Below are 14926 nucleotides of genomic sequence, written 5' to 3' on the forward strand. Positions count from 1 at the left end.
ACTAGTCAACTTCCTGTTATGGAGGCTTTTTACACTTTGCAGGGAGAGGGCCAGCATAGTGGAAAAGCTGCTTATTTTATCCGTCTTGGCGGATGTGAAGTAGGTTGCCACTGGTGTGATGTAAAAGAATCCTGGGATGCCAACGCACACCCGAAACAGGAAATAAATATGATTGTTGATGGTGCGCTAGAATACCGCGGCCGACTGGCTGTGATTACCGGCGGCGAACCATTAATGTATAATCTGGATGCGCTGACGGGTGCTTTACAGGAAGCAGGCTTCCAGACTAATATCGAAACTTCGGGCGTATATCCTTTCACAGGGCATTGGAACTGGGTTTGTTTTTCACCAAAGAAATTCAAAACGCCTCACCCTGATATTTACGAAAACGCAAACGAGCTGAAAGCGATCATATATAACAAAAGTGATTTTGAATTCGCGGAAGAGCACGCAGCAAAAGTGAATGACAACTGCACATTATTATTGCAGCCAGAATGGAGTAAACACGAACAGATGCTTCCTTTGATAATAGATTACATCAAAGACAATCCGAAGTGGAAAATGTCGTTACAAACGCATAAATACATGAATATTCCATAATGCGCCGCCTTTTTCTGACACTGCTTTTTTCAGGTTTTTTCATATCCAAAATTTATGCGCAGGATGCGCCCATGTCCCGGCGCGGAAAAGAAACGTTTGATAAGGCACAAAAAGCGTGGCAGGCACGGCAGATCAATGAGGCGCTTGTCTTGTTCGAAAAAGTAGAAGAAACGGATCCAAATAATGCTGAGATCCATCTGCGTCTGGCTCAGATATATGAGCTTCAAAAAAAAACGGAGCTTGCTAAAAAACATTTTGCAAAATTCATTGCCTTGCGACCAGCTGATCCGCAATCCGCATCTGCATATCATTGGTTAGGAAGCAATTTGTTCCGAGCTGAAAAATATGATTCTGCACGCGTGTATTTTGAAAAGGTAATTGCGCTGGCACCTGCCAAATCCAGTCTTTCCAGATTGGCTCAAAGAAATTCAGCTTCTGCCTTGTTTGCGAAAAGTGCAATTCAACACCCCGTTAAGGTTCAGAAAAAATCCATGGGTGACACGGTTAACTTTTTAACCTCTCAGTTTTTTCCGGTCATGACCGCCGATGACGAAACGCTGATATTTACCGGATTAACCGAAAATAAAGACGAAAATATTTATATAACGCACAGAATTCCAGGAGGCTGGGACGTGCCGGAAGAAATTTCCAAGACGATAAACACACCGAATAACGAAGGCACTTGCAGTATATCGGCCGACGGACGAACGCTGGTGCTTACTGCCTGTAACCGGGCGGATAGCTACGGAGGTTGTGATTTGTATATTTCGAAAAAACAGGGAAATGATTGGAGCACGCCACAAAACCTTGGTGAAACAATTAATTCCAGAAATTGGGAATCTCAACCCTCTTTATCGGCCGATGGCAGAACTTTGTTTTTTGCCTCAGACCGGCGCGGCGGACAAGGAAAACTTGATATCTGGTATTCGGTTTTAAAAAATAAAGATAGCTGGTCGGAGCCGAAAAATCTTGGTACAGGGATTAATACGCCAGATGATGACAACGCTCCCTTTATTCATGCAAATGGAAGAACCTTATTTTTCGCTTCCAACGGTCTGCCAGGCATGGGTGGATTTGATATTTTCTTATCTCAAAAAATAGATACAACCTGGTCTGCACCAAAAAATATCGGGTATCCTATCAATACGCAAACCGATCAGGTGGCGCTTTATATTTCTGCTAACGGGAAAAAAGCATATTACACCGATGACAATTCAGATAAAACTGCCGGCAGATCGCTGCTTTACACCTTTGACCTACCCGACACGCTTCAAAATCTTGTAACGCCAACGCGTTATGCGAAAGGTAAGGTTATCGACAAAAAAACACAGCAACCATTATCTTCGAGTATTGAATTGTATGATTTGAAAGTTCAGCAAAAAGTGGCGGAATTTTCGTCGGACGCGCAGACCGGCAGCTTTTTAGCGGTATTGAACAAGGGAAGCGAGTATGCGTTTTACGTTTCAAAAGCGGGTTATCTTTTTAAAAGTCTGACGTTTTCAGTCTCAGATTCGGTTTCGTCGGTGAATCTGGAAATTCCGCTGGAAGCTATTGAAAAGGACCGGGCAGAGATTTTAAATAATATCTTTTTCAACTCAGGCGAATTTACTCTGGACGAAAAGTCAAAAGTAGAACTTGACCGAATGGTTGATTTTCTTAAAACCAATAAACAGATAAGCATCGAAATTTCCGGGCATACGGATGACGTAGGTACTGATCAGATCAATCTTGAATTGTCGAAAAAACGTGCTCAGTCAGTTATGGATTATTTGCAGAAATCCGGCGTCGAACCCGCTCGTTTGAGCTCAAAGGGATATGGGGAAACGAAACCTGTGGTGAAAAATGATTCGGAAGAAAGCCGTCAAAAGAACAGACGCATCGAGTGGCGCGTTTTATAAGGAAATTTGCATAAAGGGGTTAATTTTCGCACTTTTGTGATTTGGTAAATGTTATACCTCCGTGGGCACAAAATACAGAATGCTCATAAATCTTCGACCAAACAGTACTGAAAAATTCGGTCTGGGCGTCGATTACGTTGATTTAAGAAATTTGAATAATATTAAGTAAGAACTAACATGACATCTGAAAAAGTAGATTGCCTCATCATTGGATCCGGACCTGCCGGATACACAGCTGCTATATATGCTTCAAGAGCCGGACTAAATCCTGTATTATATCAGGGTGCACAGCCAGGTGGTCAATTGACGATAACAACTGAAGTAGATAATTATCCGGGATATCCTGACGGAATTACAGGTCCCGAGATGATGATAAATTTTGAAAAACAAGCCAAACGTTTTGGTGCTGATATCCGTTACGGAATGGCGACTTCCGTTGATTTTACGTCATATCCACGCAAGGTGATTATTGACGGTCAGAAGGAAATTTTGGCAGACGCTGTTATCATTTCAACTGGTGCGTCAGCAAAATGGCTTGGTATTGAAGGTGAAGAAAGATTAAACGGTCATGGCGTATCTGCCTGCGCAGTTTGTGACGGTTTCTTCTTCCGCGGCCAGGATGTGGTCGTTGTAGGTGCGGGAGACACGGCTGCTGAGGAAGCGAGTTATCTTGCCAAATTGGTTCGCAAGGTGTATTTGGTAGTGCGTCGTGACGAGATGCGTGCTTCTAAAATCATGCAGAAACGTTTGGAAACACTTCCAAACATAGAAATTCTATGGAATACTGAAACTGTCAGACTGAACGGTGAAGAAGGTCTTGAAAGTGTTTTGGTAAAAAATAATAAAACCGGCGAAGAAACTTTGTTAGATGTTACCGGATTTTTTGTAGCGATCGGTCATAAACCAAATACCGATATCTTCAAGGGTTACATCGACATGGATGAAACTGGTTACATCAAAACAATCAAAGGTTCTGCTCATACCAACGTTTCAGGTGTGTTCGCTTGTGGTGATGCTCAGGACAATGTTTATCGTCAGGCGATCACTGCTGCGGGTACTGGCTGTATGGCTGCCCTTGACGCTGAACGCTTCCTGATGGAACGCGAAGTGGAGATTATTGCCGACGATATCCTTGAAACAAACTAAGAAATAAACCGGAAATCAGACATTAAAGTCGGGCTACCAGCTTGTGCAAAACACAGTTGGTAGCCCGATATATTATCGATATTTATGAAAGGAAAGCTTATTGTAGGTTTGCTAATGGTCGTGTGTTTGAGTCCCTGGAACACGCAAGCGCAAGAGCGAGGAAAATTTAAGAAAAATCCAAAGATTAATCAGGCTGGCAGCAATGCCAATGAAGGACCAACGAGAGTAGGCACGCCACAGCCAGAAGACGAATTTCAGGTTGAAACTTCAACATTAAAATTTCAAAGTCAGTTTGAACCGGTAAAACCTTTAAATCCGGTTGTCAGCGAAGATACGGCGACAATTGACGAAGGAGAAACAGACGTTGTTGAAGTCGTTGATTCACTGCTTGTTGGCGACGAATGGGTAAAATCAGCTGAATATTATGTGATTTGGGACGCCCGGACAATTAATCCATACGGACTGAATCCGCTTGATTTTGACGAACCGGTTGATCTGACCCTTTACAATCCTGCCATAAACCGCATGTGGAGCACACCAATGCCAAAAACGCCTACGACCTCAAATTTTAGCTATCGTTGGGGTCGCTGGCACAACGGAACCGACCTTGATCTTGAAACAGGTGACACTGTCAGGTCAACGTATGATGGTATGGTCAGGATTGTGGCATGGGACGGAAGTGGTTATGGAAAATTTGTTCTGATTCGCCATTATAACGGATTGGAAACATTATATGGCCACCTTTCTAAACAAATGGTTGAATCCGGTCAGCTTGTGAAAGCCGGAGAAGTGATTGGACTTGGAGGAAATACAGGTCGTAGTTCAGGTTCTCATTTACATTATGAAAACCGTTACGAAGGAAACCCGTTCGACCCGAGAAATATTTATGACTGGGAAAATGCACAGATCAAATCAGATCATTTTCTTCTGACCAGTAACGCATGGGGCCATTTACGGGGCGGTCGCGCTGCTAAAAGTGAATTTGAATCGGGCGACGCACCGGTTGCTTATTCCCGTTCAATTTTACATAAAGTGCGCTCCGGCGATACGCTTTCTTCCATTGCTGGTAAATATGGCGTCTCCATTTCAAGCATAGCAAAAAAGAACAGGATTTCGACGCGTTCTACTTTACGCTTAGGACAAAAACTTAGAATCAAATAAATAATGAGCCGGATTTATTCCGGCTTTATTTTTAAAATACAATTTGCATCCCTCATGAAACTTGATATTCTTGCTATAACTGCACATCCTGACGACGTTGAATTGTGCTGCGCCGGAACGTTGCTGGCCCAAATGGCGCTTGGAAAAAAAGTAGGTATTGTTGATCTTACAAGAGGAGAACTCGGAACACGGGGAACTCCCGAAGGCAGAATTCAGGAAGCTGCCGACTCTGCGGCTATACTCAATATTCAGGTTAGGGAAAATGTGGGCTTGGCTGATGGTTTTTTTGCCAATGTAGAAGAACAGCAAAAAGCTATTATTCCTTATATCAGAAAGTATCAACCGGATATCGTTATCACGAACGCCATTGATGATCGTCATCCTGACCACGGCCGCGGTGCGAAAATTGTCGCAGATAGCTGTTTTTATTCCGGGTTACGAATGATTGAAACTTTTGATGAAAATGGTAACAGACAAGAAGCGTGGCGGCCCCGCCTGGTTTTTCATGCGATTCAAGACCGTTTTATAAAACCTGATTTTGTTGTGGATATCACTGATTATCATGATCAGAAAATCCAGGCAATTCGTGCATTTAAAAGTCAGTTTTTCAATCCTGAATACAATGCCAACAGCAATGAGCCGCAAAGCTATATCTCATCACCAGACTTCCTGAATTTCGTAATTGCAAGAGCTCAGGAATTTGGACATTCGGTGGGAGTGAAATTTGCAGAAGGATTTACAACTTCCAGAATGCTGGGAGTAAAAGACCTTTCGTCATTTATTTAAGAGGATACCGTTTTTCGAAAAAGTAAAGTCTGAATCGTCACGATTTCAGACTTTTTCTATTTATAGTCAATGCATTGTTTTTCATAAACGAACAATTGTGAATCTAAAATGGAACAACAAAAAACAGCATTTTGTTAAATCTATGCGCATCTTCTGATCGTATATGGTTTTATAGATTTAATCCGCATTTACATGAAAAATACATTAGCATTGTTATCCTTTCTTATTCTTGGGATCTGTTTTCAAAGCTGTTATGCACAGTCGGAGAAACAGAAATCCGAGCAAAAAAAGAGTCCGGTATATTCTCATACCGACACGACAAAAGTAAATCAGTCAGATAAGGACTGGAAGAAGATTTTGTCTCCCGAAGTTTATGATGTTGCGCGTTTAAAAGGAACAGAAAGACCGTTTACAAGCAAATTTGAAACGTCAAAAGAGATAGGCACCTATTATTGTGCAGTTTGTGGAAACGCATTATTTCAAAGTGATACCAAATTCGACAGCGGATGCGGCTGGCCAAGCTTTTATCAGCCGATAAGCAAAACTTCGATTGTGTACCACAAAGACAGAAGTCTGGGAATGGAGCGGACAGAGGTGACTTGCGGTCGCTGCAAGTCTCATTTGGGACACGTTTTTGACGACGGTCCTCCGCCGACAGGACTGCGTTATTGTATCAACGGCGTTGTGCTCGATTTTGAAAAAGCAAAAACTGCTGAAAAGAGTTATTCTAAAAAACAGAAAAAGGATACGAGCGGAAAGTAAATAATCAGCATAACTCTGTGTCATAAGAGCGTCGTGAAAGAATTTCCGTTTAATGGGAATTCTTTCACGACGCTCTTTTTATATACCATTTGGAAAATTGTTATGTTGCCACGAATAGAAAAGTCTGAAAAGTTAAAAAGCGTTAAATGACTCCTGCCTGTTAGATTACGAGGCTCACTTCCGGTAATTTTGAAAAACCTGATACTGAATAACCGTAACTAATAAAATAAATGTTTAACAACTACCTCAAAATCTCCTGGCGCAATCTGATAAAAAGAAAATTTTTCTCGCTTGTCAGTATTCTCGGTTTGTCCGCCGGAATGACATTTACATTTTTGATTGGAAGTTTCGTGTGGGGCGAAATGCAAGTAAATAAGTCGCTTAAAAATGCTGATCGTCAATATCTTCTGCAAAGTAAATGGAAGAAGGAGGATATGGGAATCGAGATCGCCACGCTTGGGCCGCTAGGGAAAACTTTAAAAGAAGAATATCCAAATCTTGTTGCCAACTATTATCGATTTGACGGTATAACGGTTGCAGTTTCTCACGGCGAAAAACATTTCCGGGAAGAAATTCAGGCAGGTGATTCGACATTATTGACCATGTTCGGTTTTCCGTTGATTCACGGTGACGCTTCCTCTGCTTTACGGCAGCCAAATTCCATCGCCATTACAGAAGAGAAGGCAATAAAATATTATGGCAAAACCGATGTTCTTGGCGAAATTCTAACGCTGGACAATTTCATAGGTAAAAAACAGGACTACAAGATTACAGCCGTATTAAAAACGCTTCCCGACAATTCGGTTAATAATTTGCTGAAATCGCAGGCAAGTATATTTATCCCAATGGGCAGCCTGGAAGGCAGGCAGGATGCTGAAAACTGGAATAATCCATATATGATAACCTATGTTGAATTGAAAGATGGTGTTAACAAAGAAGATCTGGACAAGCCAATTACAAGACTTCTGTCCACGCATACCGATGACAATATCAGAGCAAATCTTTCAGTATATGCCACGCCGCTAACAGAATTTTACCTGAACCAAAATAACGGGTTGGCCAGAAAGATGATCTACACGCTTACCGGCGTTTCGATATTTATTTTGTTGATGGCGGTTGTAAATTTTATTAATATATCAATTGGAAACTCATCTTCACGCTTAAAAGAAATTGGTGTCCGCAAAGTGCTCGGCAGTCTTCAATCTCAGCTGATCAAACAATTTCTGGCTGAATCTCTTATTCTGGCTTCCGTCGCGATAATTTTGTCGGTTGGATTTTATGAGATTGCCCGCCCCTATTTTGCAGATATGCTGGGAAAATCGATCCGTTCATCGTTCTCGTTATTCCCCTATTCACTTTTAATCATCGTGTTTTTCACTGTCTTAACGGCCCTTTTGGCGGGAATATATCCCGCATTTATTTTTTCCTCACTCCCGGCAATTGAATCCGTAAAAGGAAAATTGAAATCGGTTAAGGAAAATATATTGTTCAGAAGATTACTGATCGTCTCGCAGTTTGCGATCGCACTGTTTGTTTTTTCAGCGGCTTCCCTTATTACCAAACAGGTTGATTATTTTTTTAATAAAGATTTAGGCTACAACAAAGAATCAATCGTTTACGTAGCTGCTCCGCGCGAATGGACTGCCGAAGGAATTACCAGAATGGAAGGCATCCGGGATGAATTATCTCATTTGAAAGAAATTAGTCAGGTGAGTTTGTCCTACGAAATTCCAAACGGAAATGCCGGGGGAAGTAACGGCTTATACAGACTAGGGCAGGATTCCACAGAAGCCGTCTATACAGAGACACTTTCAACCGACGAAAGATTTGCAGATACCTATAAATTAAAAATGGAAGCAGGTAAATTCTTCTTTGCAAATCAAGGTACATACAAAACCGACGAAATTGTACTCAATGCAGCCGCAGCAAAAGCACTTGGTTTTCAAAATCCGCAGGCTGCCATCGGGCAACAAATCCGCATGCACTTTTCTCAGACACCTTTCACAATTGGTGGTGTAACCAAAGATTTTCATTTTGCGTCCATGCATGAGCAGATCAAACCGCTGGCCTTTATCCATATCCGAAATGCTAACATTTACAGATATTTGTCATTTAAGATGCACCCGGGAAATATCGGAGACAAAATGGCAGCGATCGAAAATAAGTGGCGGGAGCTTATGCCGGACGCTCCGTTTGAATATGTATTTATGGACGATGGTATCACGAAGCTTTACCGAACGGAAATGCAGCTAAAAAAAGCCTCATTCATTGCCTCAGTTTTGTCGGTAATTATTGTTTTTCTGGGTATTTTGGGAATGGTTTCACTTAATATTTCAAAGCGGACAAAGGAAGTTGGAATCAGAAAAGTACTCGGTGCGTCAAGTGTCAGTATCGTTCTGCTATTTCTTCGGGAATTTGTAATCGTAATTGGAATATCAGCTGTCATCGCTTTTCCTTTGGCTTACTTCATGTTGAACAAATGGCTGCAAAGTTACGCCTACCGGATTGATGTCAGCTGGGTAAATTTCACTGTGGTAATCACTATTTTTTGCTCAGCCGTCATTTTTCTGGTTAGTTTGATGACTTTCAAAGCTTCTTTAATGAACCCGGTAAGAGCAATCAAAACCGAATAAATCCTCTTTTATCAGTAATATAAAAAGCGTTGTCAGGCATTCACCCAACAGCGCTTTTTTCTTACTCGGAACTTGGAAGGAGCGATCTCCCAATCTTTAAAAAAGTTAAATTATATTTTTGATTGAAAAAATTCGTACAATGATACCAATTCGTCATCCGAATATTGGGCTGTCATTTGCCAGGGCATGTCCGCGTTGCTCATCTGATGTCCAGCAGGAGTTTTACCGGTACGGAGCGTTTGAAGAAATTGCTGCTGCGTCCATTTACCCAAATTTCCGCCTGACGTAATATCCGGAACTGGCGGAAGGCCCGGTGCTAGTGGATCACCTCCTTTGAAATCGGCACGGTGACAACCGCTGCATGAGACCGCCAGATATTCGCCCTGTTTTACACCGACAACTGTATCTGCCTGTATGATCATTGGTTTTGCATGATCAATTTTCTCAACCGAAAGCAGTGGCATTTTATCAAAAAAACTCATGACATTGGCCACTGGACCGAGCTCTATGGGAGGTAATTCGTTAGTTACAGCAGGAATATTTTTACAGTAAGCGATGATCGCAGCCATATCATGCTCAGACAATAACGTCGTTTCATGCGAGGGCATCAGTATCAAAGGCCTACCATTTCGGTCAACGCCATGGCGCAGCGCAGTTATCCAGTCCTGGTCATTGTAATCTATTGGTAGTCCGCCTTTTCCTTTGGTAAGATTAGTTGCTGAAATTCTTCCAACCGCGCCGTCATTGATCATAATTTTCCCTGCCAGATCTTTTCCGTGACAATCCTGGCAACCTTTGATAGCGACAAGATGTTTGCCTTTTGACAGTGTCAGGCTGTCCTGTTTAATATCTAAAATTTTTCTTTCAAAACGATAAAACTTCGCAGATCTGTTATTAATGTTGATGGCAATTATCCCATATCCGGCAGCGAATAAAGCAACAATTGATAACAGGATTATGCCTGTCCATTTAAAAATTCTACGTCTCATGGCTGATATTAAGATTTGAATTATCCCGCCTATTGGCTTGATGCTCACTTTTTACTATTTCGATGCCGACAATTGAAGATGCACTTCGATCATTGGTTCAATGTAATTTTCCGGCGCCAGATCAGGGTCGCTGGCATAGGTTATCCCCCACTTCGTCCGGTCAAATTTCAAATTTGCTTCCACAGATAAAAAGTTTCCCGACAACACTATTTTCGCAGGAAAAGACACAGGATTCTGTCTGCCGAGTATTGTCAAAGTCCCGTTTATCCAATAATTAGCACCGACAACGTCTCCCTCTTTTGTTGCTGAATATGGCAAAACATCTGTGATCTCATACCTCACATTCGGATGCAATGCCATGTTAAAAAAATCCGGACTTTGCAGATGATGAACCAACTGCTCTTTGATTTCATCTGTGGGCAAGTTCAGATTGATGATCGACGAAACAGGAATATTGAAAGAGCCGCCGGTCACCTTTCCGTTTTCTACTTTGATATCATCACTCTCTACCTTGATAGTGCCGTTATTGAAATAACCTGTTTTCAAAAAACCCTTCCATTCGGCAACGGACTGCGGGTTCAAACTGAATCTATCAGGGTTTTGCAAATCGTGATCGGTACAATTACATAAAAACGCTGAGGCTGCCGTTAATAGCAAAATTTTCTTTTTCATGACTAATAAGTTGAATTTTGATTGTTTGTTTAACTATTTTATTATCTGTTTTTTAACCCAAATTATGGCTTTTAAGAAAATGGAATAAAACATGACGACTAGACAATGCAAAAATTTAAGCTAATCCAACCATAACGACTATATATATACGCATATCTATTCCTCTGACTATCGACGAATTCGTACAAGTTGTAATTTCCGACTGCAAACACTTTTAAATTATCAGATATTCCTTTTGTTGATTGACGATACAAAATTGAGTAGCAATGAATTGATTAACCTACGCGAAATGGAAAATGATGTACGCAAAACGGATTTTCTAATTCACAGATTTTGAGGATCATACCGGTCACTAACTATTTAATTATCAGTTCACCAAGAGCAGATCGCAGTTAACTAAAAACACTATTTTTGCTTCCCTATAATAATTAGTTTGTAAAAAAGAACAACTTCGACCATGGCATTTGTGATCAATGCTTCCGACATCACCCATTTCGAGGCCTTGTCTGCGCCTAGATCTATCACGGAAATCATTCCGTCGGAATCGGTTACGGAATCGCCTTCCTATTACCATCCGTCTGTTGGGAAAATTAAATTTTCAAAGCTGAGTACGGGTTATATGCAGGTGACAGACATGAGGTTTGAACTATTGAATGACTTTGAACTTCATGATGTAGATTCTACCGATACTATCAATATAAACTTTTTCCTCAACGGCAGTTTGGACACGACATTTTCCGGTCTTTGCCACGAATTCAATATGCGTCCAAACTTCCATAATCTTGTATACTCTCCTGAAGGAAGGGATGTGAGCAGGGTCAGTGGAGCGCAAAATGTGGAAATGCTGCACATCAGTTTACAACGCGACTTTTTTGTTTCCTGCCTCGGACATGACGACGTATGGGGCGAACATATTCTTGAAAATCTGCGCATGGAAAGGCCTTTTGTCGGAAGCAAAATAAATCCGGAAACGACGCCGCAAATGACACGCCTCATTCAGACTTTCAGGTCATATTCGGAGCCTGACCCGATGCGTATTTTGTTGATGCAATCAAGAATTCTTGAACTTCTTGCGCTGCAAATTAATCAGTTTCGAGCTCCCGCTATAATACCCATGGATATCCGCCCGGACGAAGCTGAAAAACTTCATCAACTAAAAACATTTCTGGATTCAAATTTTCTTTCAGATCTAAGTTTAACACAGTTAAGCAAGGTTTGTCTTTTAAATGAATTCAAGGTAAAAAGAGGCTTCAAGATTTTGTTCGGAACTACGGTTTTTAACTATCTCCGAAAATTAAGAATGGAATATGCTTCATCAATGCTTACTTATTCCTCAACAAGCATCGATGAAGTTGCTGATGCGCTGGGTTATGAACATACACAACATTTCTCGACAGCTTTTAAAAAATACATAGGTGTCAGTCCCTCCATTTATCAAAAAAAGGGAAGGGCAATCCATCATCATAGGGCTATCTAAACAATCTGACAGCCAATTATTTATGTAGCACACAAGCAATTATTGCCAGTGTCAACGAGGAAAAAGACGCGATGGTTCGGATCTGATGTAATCTATTCCAGGGAAGCTCGAATTTTCCCCTTTGCTGAGAGACTGCTTCGGCGGAAGCAGCGGATGTATTAAAATCAGCCAAGGCGTCGTTTAACGGAATATTACCAAAAATGGTAACACCAAAGGTACCAATCCAATAAAGTAAAGTCGCCGCAAAAAGAAGCCAGAACCGATCCGAAAGACCATCCTGATATACAAAATAAGTACTGAGAGGCAGCAATAATAATGTTCCAAGAAAACTTGAAAGGAAAACAGGATTTACGATTGCAATGTTTATCGACTGCATAGCTTTGATATATTCCGAATCTGAAAGTTCGGAAAGCCCGGGATTGACCGAACAGGAATATGCGTAAAATAAGCCTGCGATCAAAGCAGTTGCAAGCGTTGCTAATACAAGAATAAAATTTAAAAATGACATCATGGAAACCTCTGTTTTATTGTGAACACAAAGCTGAGAGTAAGAATTTATTAAAAATAGAACAAATCCGACAACTCAAATAAAATTAGAGAAAATCCTGGTCTCAATCCCGAACTTATGTCCTGAATACCCCTTCAATTGGTCTTGAATCCCAACCAGATTTCAGTCCGGTTTTTGCCAAATTTGGGCTGGACTAAATCGGAAAATTATGGATATCATCGGGAATGATTATCAGCTACAATTTGGTAACACAAGGGCAATCCTTCACTATGAAAGCGAAAGCATATTGCATTTTTTAATCAAAGAAATTGACGGTGTGGAAGTTAACAATTCCGAGACCGTCGAAGTTAAGTTAACCCAACTTCGTTCTCAACTTTTTCTGGTGACCTGGAAAGATAAAAATGGGAACACCGTCTCTCAGGTACAAGATTATGAATTTGGAATTGTATATTCCAACTGGACGACACCGGAAGGCGAACTTAAAAGCCTGAAAGGGACCATCTCAAAAATTTAAAAAGCGATATGACGGATCTTTACTGATTTAATAATTTTTTAAGAAATCTCAACCAATCTTGGTATAACTTGCGCTTCTGTTATAAAGATAACCCAAGCAAAATGAACAAATTTTTTCTGCCCGATAGCCTGGAAATAAATAGAAGAAAATTTATTGAAGAGGGTGTTAAATCTTTTGGAGCATTTGCGCTTCTGGCTCTGAATTCGTCATTCATGGCTGATTACGATGGAGTTGCGAAAAAATCATTTTCCGTTCAGGAAGTAATTGATTTGATTCTCAAAGAAGGAAATTTGTCGCGTCAAACAAATACGGTTGATACAATAAAATCCGGAAAAGCTGATCAGCTGGTTACCGGAATTGTGACAACAATGTTTCCTACAATTCCGGTCATTGAGGAAGCTGTCAGGATTAACGCAAACTTCATTATTGCCCATGAGCCCTCATTCTATAACCACAGTGACAATGCGGATTGGGTAAAAAACAACACGGTTTTAAAAGAAAAACAAGCATTACTGGAAAAACATAAGATCGCTATCTGGCGGTTTCATGACTATTGTCACGCTTTAAGACCGGATGCTGTCAGTTACGGAGTTGCGAAAAAAGCAAACTGGTTGCCTTATTACAAAACCGGCGAAGTCATTTTAAAAATTCCCAAAATCACGTTTGCAGATTTGACCAGACATCTCCAAACTACATTAGGAATCACCCATCTCCGTACCATCGGCGATCCGGCTCAGTCTTGTGAAAAAATCGCTTTATTACCGGGCGCCTGGGGAGGCCAGCGGCAGGTGTCAACGGCAGAAACCGGAAGACCGGATGTACTTATTGTAGGTGAATCGCCTGAGTGGGAAACGATCGAATATATTCGTGATGCCAGGTCTTTTGGAAGGAAAATTTCTTTAATTGTCCTTGGCCATTCGGTAAGCGAAGAACCTGGTATGGAATGGTTTTCAGAATGGTTTCAGACTAAACTTCCTGAAATCAAGATTACGCATATCGCTTCGAAAGACCCATTTACCTGGAAATGAAAAAAACCTGCCCAACGACGGGCAGGTTCTCAAAGAATATCTGGTGGTTGATTCTATAAATCGTCCGCTTTTTCACCAACTTTCTTACCTGCTTTTTTTACTCCTTTTTTGGTTGCATCGTAACCGTCCTCTGCTACGTCACCTACCTTATTAGCACCTTTTTTAACTCCTTTTTTGGTAGCGTCGTAACCGTCTTCGGCTACATCGCCAACCTTATTAGCGCCTTTTTTAACTCCCTTTTTGGTCGCATCGTAACCATCTTCCGCTACATCGCCCACCTTGTTAGCACCTTTTTTAACTCCTTTACCAACAGCCTTGGCATCTTTTTTAACCTCTGTACCAGCTTTCTGAGCTAAATTCTGAGTTGAATCCTGCGCGTAAGTCAGGGTAGACAGGGCAGCAAATGCTATAACTAAGATTGTCTTTTTCATAACTAAAATAATTGTTGTAATACATCGAAATTGATAACATAAGATCAATAAAGAATCATACCAGAACTTTGAGACCTCCCCACCTACTCGATTTTGTCGAAATCATAAGCACCCTTTATATTTTCATTGAGATAGGTACCCTTTGAAAAAGATGCCTTCATTTCCAAATAAACCTCCTCGGGGACATTTTTGTAGTCGTACACCGTGCCGGAAACAAAAACGATTCGCAAAGTTTTTGATTTGAGAAAATACGTAAAGTTTGAGACAACCGAGGATGGCATAGGAGATGCATTTTGGATATCAATAAATTGTACAAGGGAA

General features: G+C 41.0%; 15 protein-coding genes. 10 read left to right on the forward strand and 5 right to left on the reverse strand.

What is annotated here, in order from left to right; translation table 11 throughout:
* The first annotated feature begins 18 nt into the window (after positions 1–18).
* The 7 genes from L0657_RS22855 (at position 19) to L0657_RS22885 (ending at position 8986) form a co-directional block, all read left to right on the forward strand.
* Positions 19–600 (forward strand): 7-carboxy-7-deazaguanine synthase QueE, encoded by a 582-nt coding sequence (locus L0657_RS22855; RefSeq protein WP_235153088.1) that lies wholly within the window; start codon positions 19–21, stop codon positions 598–600.
* Positions 600–2498, forward strand: a complete 1899-nt coding sequence (locus L0657_RS22860; protein ID WP_235153089.1) for an OmpA family protein — start codon at positions 600–602, stop codon at positions 2496–2498. The genes L0657_RS22855 and L0657_RS22860 overlap by 1 nt, the downstream gene beginning before the upstream one ends.
* A gap of 177 nt (positions 2499–2675) precedes the next feature.
* A complete protein-coding gene (gene trxB, locus L0657_RS22865) occupies positions 2676–3644 on the forward strand; it encodes a thioredoxin-disulfide reductase (protein WP_235153090.1) in 969 nt (322 codons plus the stop codon).
* Between the two features lie 84 nt (positions 3645–3728).
* On the forward strand, positions 3729–4805 hold the full coding sequence (locus L0657_RS22870; protein ID WP_235153091.1) for a M23 family metallopeptidase: 1077 nt from the start codon (positions 3729–3731) through the stop codon (positions 4803–4805).
* A gap of 54 nt (positions 4806–4859) precedes the next feature.
* On the forward strand, positions 4860–5591 hold the full coding sequence (bshB1, locus tag L0657_RS22875; RefSeq protein WP_235153092.1) for a bacillithiol biosynthesis deacetylase BshB1: 732 nt from the start codon (positions 4860–4862) through the stop codon (positions 5589–5591).
* A 192-nt stretch (positions 5592–5783) separates the two neighbouring features.
* On the forward strand, positions 5784–6353 hold the full coding sequence (gene msrB / locus L0657_RS22880) for a peptide-methionine (R)-S-oxide reductase MsrB (protein WP_235153093.1): 570 nt from the start codon (positions 5784–5786) through the stop codon (positions 6351–6353).
* 230 nt (positions 6354–6583) lie between these two features.
* Positions 6584–8986, forward strand: a complete 2403-nt coding sequence (locus L0657_RS22885; RefSeq protein WP_235153094.1) for an ABC transporter permease — start codon at positions 6584–6586, stop codon at positions 8984–8986.
* Between the two features lie 110 nt (positions 8987–9096).
* Here L0657_RS22885 and L0657_RS22890 read toward each other — a convergent pair whose 3' ends face one another.
* On the reverse strand, positions 9097–9975 hold the full coding sequence (locus L0657_RS22890) for a cytochrome c (protein WP_235153095.1): 879 nt from the start codon (positions 9973–9975) through the stop codon (positions 9097–9099).
* A 54-nt stretch (positions 9976–10029) separates the two neighbouring features.
* Entirely contained in the window at positions 10030–10647 is a 618-nt protein-coding gene (locus L0657_RS22895; protein WP_235153096.1) for a YceI family protein, read from the reverse strand.
* Between the two features lie 457 nt (positions 10648–11104).
* On the opposite strand from L0657_RS22895, the gene L0657_RS22900 reads away from it, so the two are divergent.
* Entirely contained in the window at positions 11105–12124 is a 1020-nt protein-coding gene (locus L0657_RS22900; protein ID WP_235153097.1) for an AraC family transcriptional regulator, read from the forward strand.
* A 16-nt stretch (positions 12125–12140) separates the two neighbouring features.
* Here the strand turns inward: L0657_RS22900 and L0657_RS22905 are convergent, their stop codons facing one another.
* Positions 12141–12635, reverse strand: a complete 495-nt coding sequence (locus L0657_RS22905) for a DUF1772 domain-containing protein (RefSeq protein WP_235153098.1) — start codon at positions 12633–12635, stop codon at positions 12141–12143.
* Between the two features lie 205 nt (positions 12636–12840).
* Here L0657_RS22905 and L0657_RS22910 point away from each other — a divergent pair, with 205 nt between their 5' ends.
* Together L0657_RS22910 and L0657_RS22915 are read left to right on the forward strand one after the other, a co-directional pair.
* Positions 12841–13146 (forward strand): MoaF-related domain-containing protein, encoded by a 306-nt coding sequence (locus L0657_RS22910; RefSeq protein WP_235153099.1) that lies wholly within the window; start codon positions 12841–12843, stop codon positions 13144–13146.
* A 101-nt stretch (positions 13147–13247) separates the two neighbouring features.
* Positions 13248–14174, forward strand: coding sequence for a Nif3-like dinuclear metal center hexameric protein (locus L0657_RS22915; RefSeq protein ID WP_235153100.1), 927 nt, complete (start codon positions 13248–13250; stop codon positions 14172–14174).
* 53 nt (positions 14175–14227) lie between these two features.
* Here the strand turns inward: L0657_RS22915 and L0657_RS22920 are convergent, their stop codons facing one another.
* Positions 14228–14605 (reverse strand): hypothetical protein, encoded by a 378-nt coding sequence (locus L0657_RS22920; RefSeq protein WP_235153101.1) that lies wholly within the window; start codon positions 14603–14605, stop codon positions 14228–14230.
* An 83-nt stretch (positions 14606–14688) separates the two neighbouring features.
* Complete coding sequence (locus L0657_RS22925) at positions 14689–14886, reverse strand: KTSC domain-containing protein (protein ID WP_235153102.1); 198 nt, start codon at positions 14884–14886, stop codon at positions 14689–14691.
* Positions 14887–14926: the final 40 nt, after the last annotated feature.

It is taken from the genome of Dyadobacter sp. CY345, assembly GCF_021502725.1.
In the GTDB taxonomy this organism is placed as follows: Bacteria; Bacteroidota; Bacteroidia; order Cytophagales; family Spirosomataceae; genus Dyadobacter.

Coding starts and splice junctions, on each gene's coding strand:
- L0657_RS22855 (WP_235153088.1), top strand. CDS start 19: ATGGAGGCTTTTTACACTTTGCAGGGAGAGGGCCAGCATAGTGGAAAA.
- L0657_RS22860 (WP_235153089.1), top strand. CDS start 600: ATGCGCCGCCTTTTTCTGACACTGCTTTTTTCAGGTTTTTTCATATCC.
- trxB (WP_235153090.1), top strand. CDS start 2,676: ATGACATCTGAAAAAGTAGATTGCCTCATCATTGGATCCGGACCTGCC.
- L0657_RS22870 (WP_235153091.1), top strand. CDS start 3,729: ATGAAAGGAAAGCTTATTGTAGGTTTGCTAATGGTCGTGTGTTTGAGT.
- bshB1 (WP_235153092.1), top strand. CDS start 4,860: ATGAAACTTGATATTCTTGCTATAACTGCACATCCTGACGACGTTGAA.
- msrB (WP_235153093.1), top strand. CDS start 5,784: ATGAAAAATACATTAGCATTGTTATCCTTTCTTATTCTTGGGATCTGT.
- L0657_RS22885 (WP_235153094.1), top strand. CDS start 6,584: ATGTTTAACAACTACCTCAAAATCTCCTGGCGCAATCTGATAAAAAGA.
- L0657_RS22890 (WP_235153095.1), bottom strand. CDS start 9,975: ATGAGACGTAGAATTTTTAAATGGACAGGCATAATCCTGTTATCAATT.
- L0657_RS22895 (WP_235153096.1), bottom strand. CDS start 10,647: ATGAAAAAGAAAATTTTGCTATTAACGGCAGCCTCAGCGTTTTTATGT.
- L0657_RS22900 (WP_235153097.1), top strand. CDS start 11,105: ATGGCATTTGTGATCAATGCTTCCGACATCACCCATTTCGAGGCCTTG.
- L0657_RS22905 (WP_235153098.1), bottom strand. CDS start 12,635: ATGATGTCATTTTTAAATTTTATTCTTGTATTAGCAACGCTTGCAACT.
- L0657_RS22910 (WP_235153099.1), top strand. CDS start 12,841: ATGGATATCATCGGGAATGATTATCAGCTACAATTTGGTAACACAAGG.
- L0657_RS22915 (WP_235153100.1), top strand. CDS start 13,248: ATGAACAAATTTTTTCTGCCCGATAGCCTGGAAATAAATAGAAGAAAA.
- L0657_RS22920 (WP_235153101.1), bottom strand. CDS start 14,605: ATGAAAAAGACAATCTTAGTTATAGCATTTGCTGCCCTGTCTACCCTG.
- L0657_RS22925 (WP_235153102.1), bottom strand. CDS start 14,886: ATGCCATCCTCGGTTGTCTCAAACTTTACGTATTTTCTCAAATCAAAA.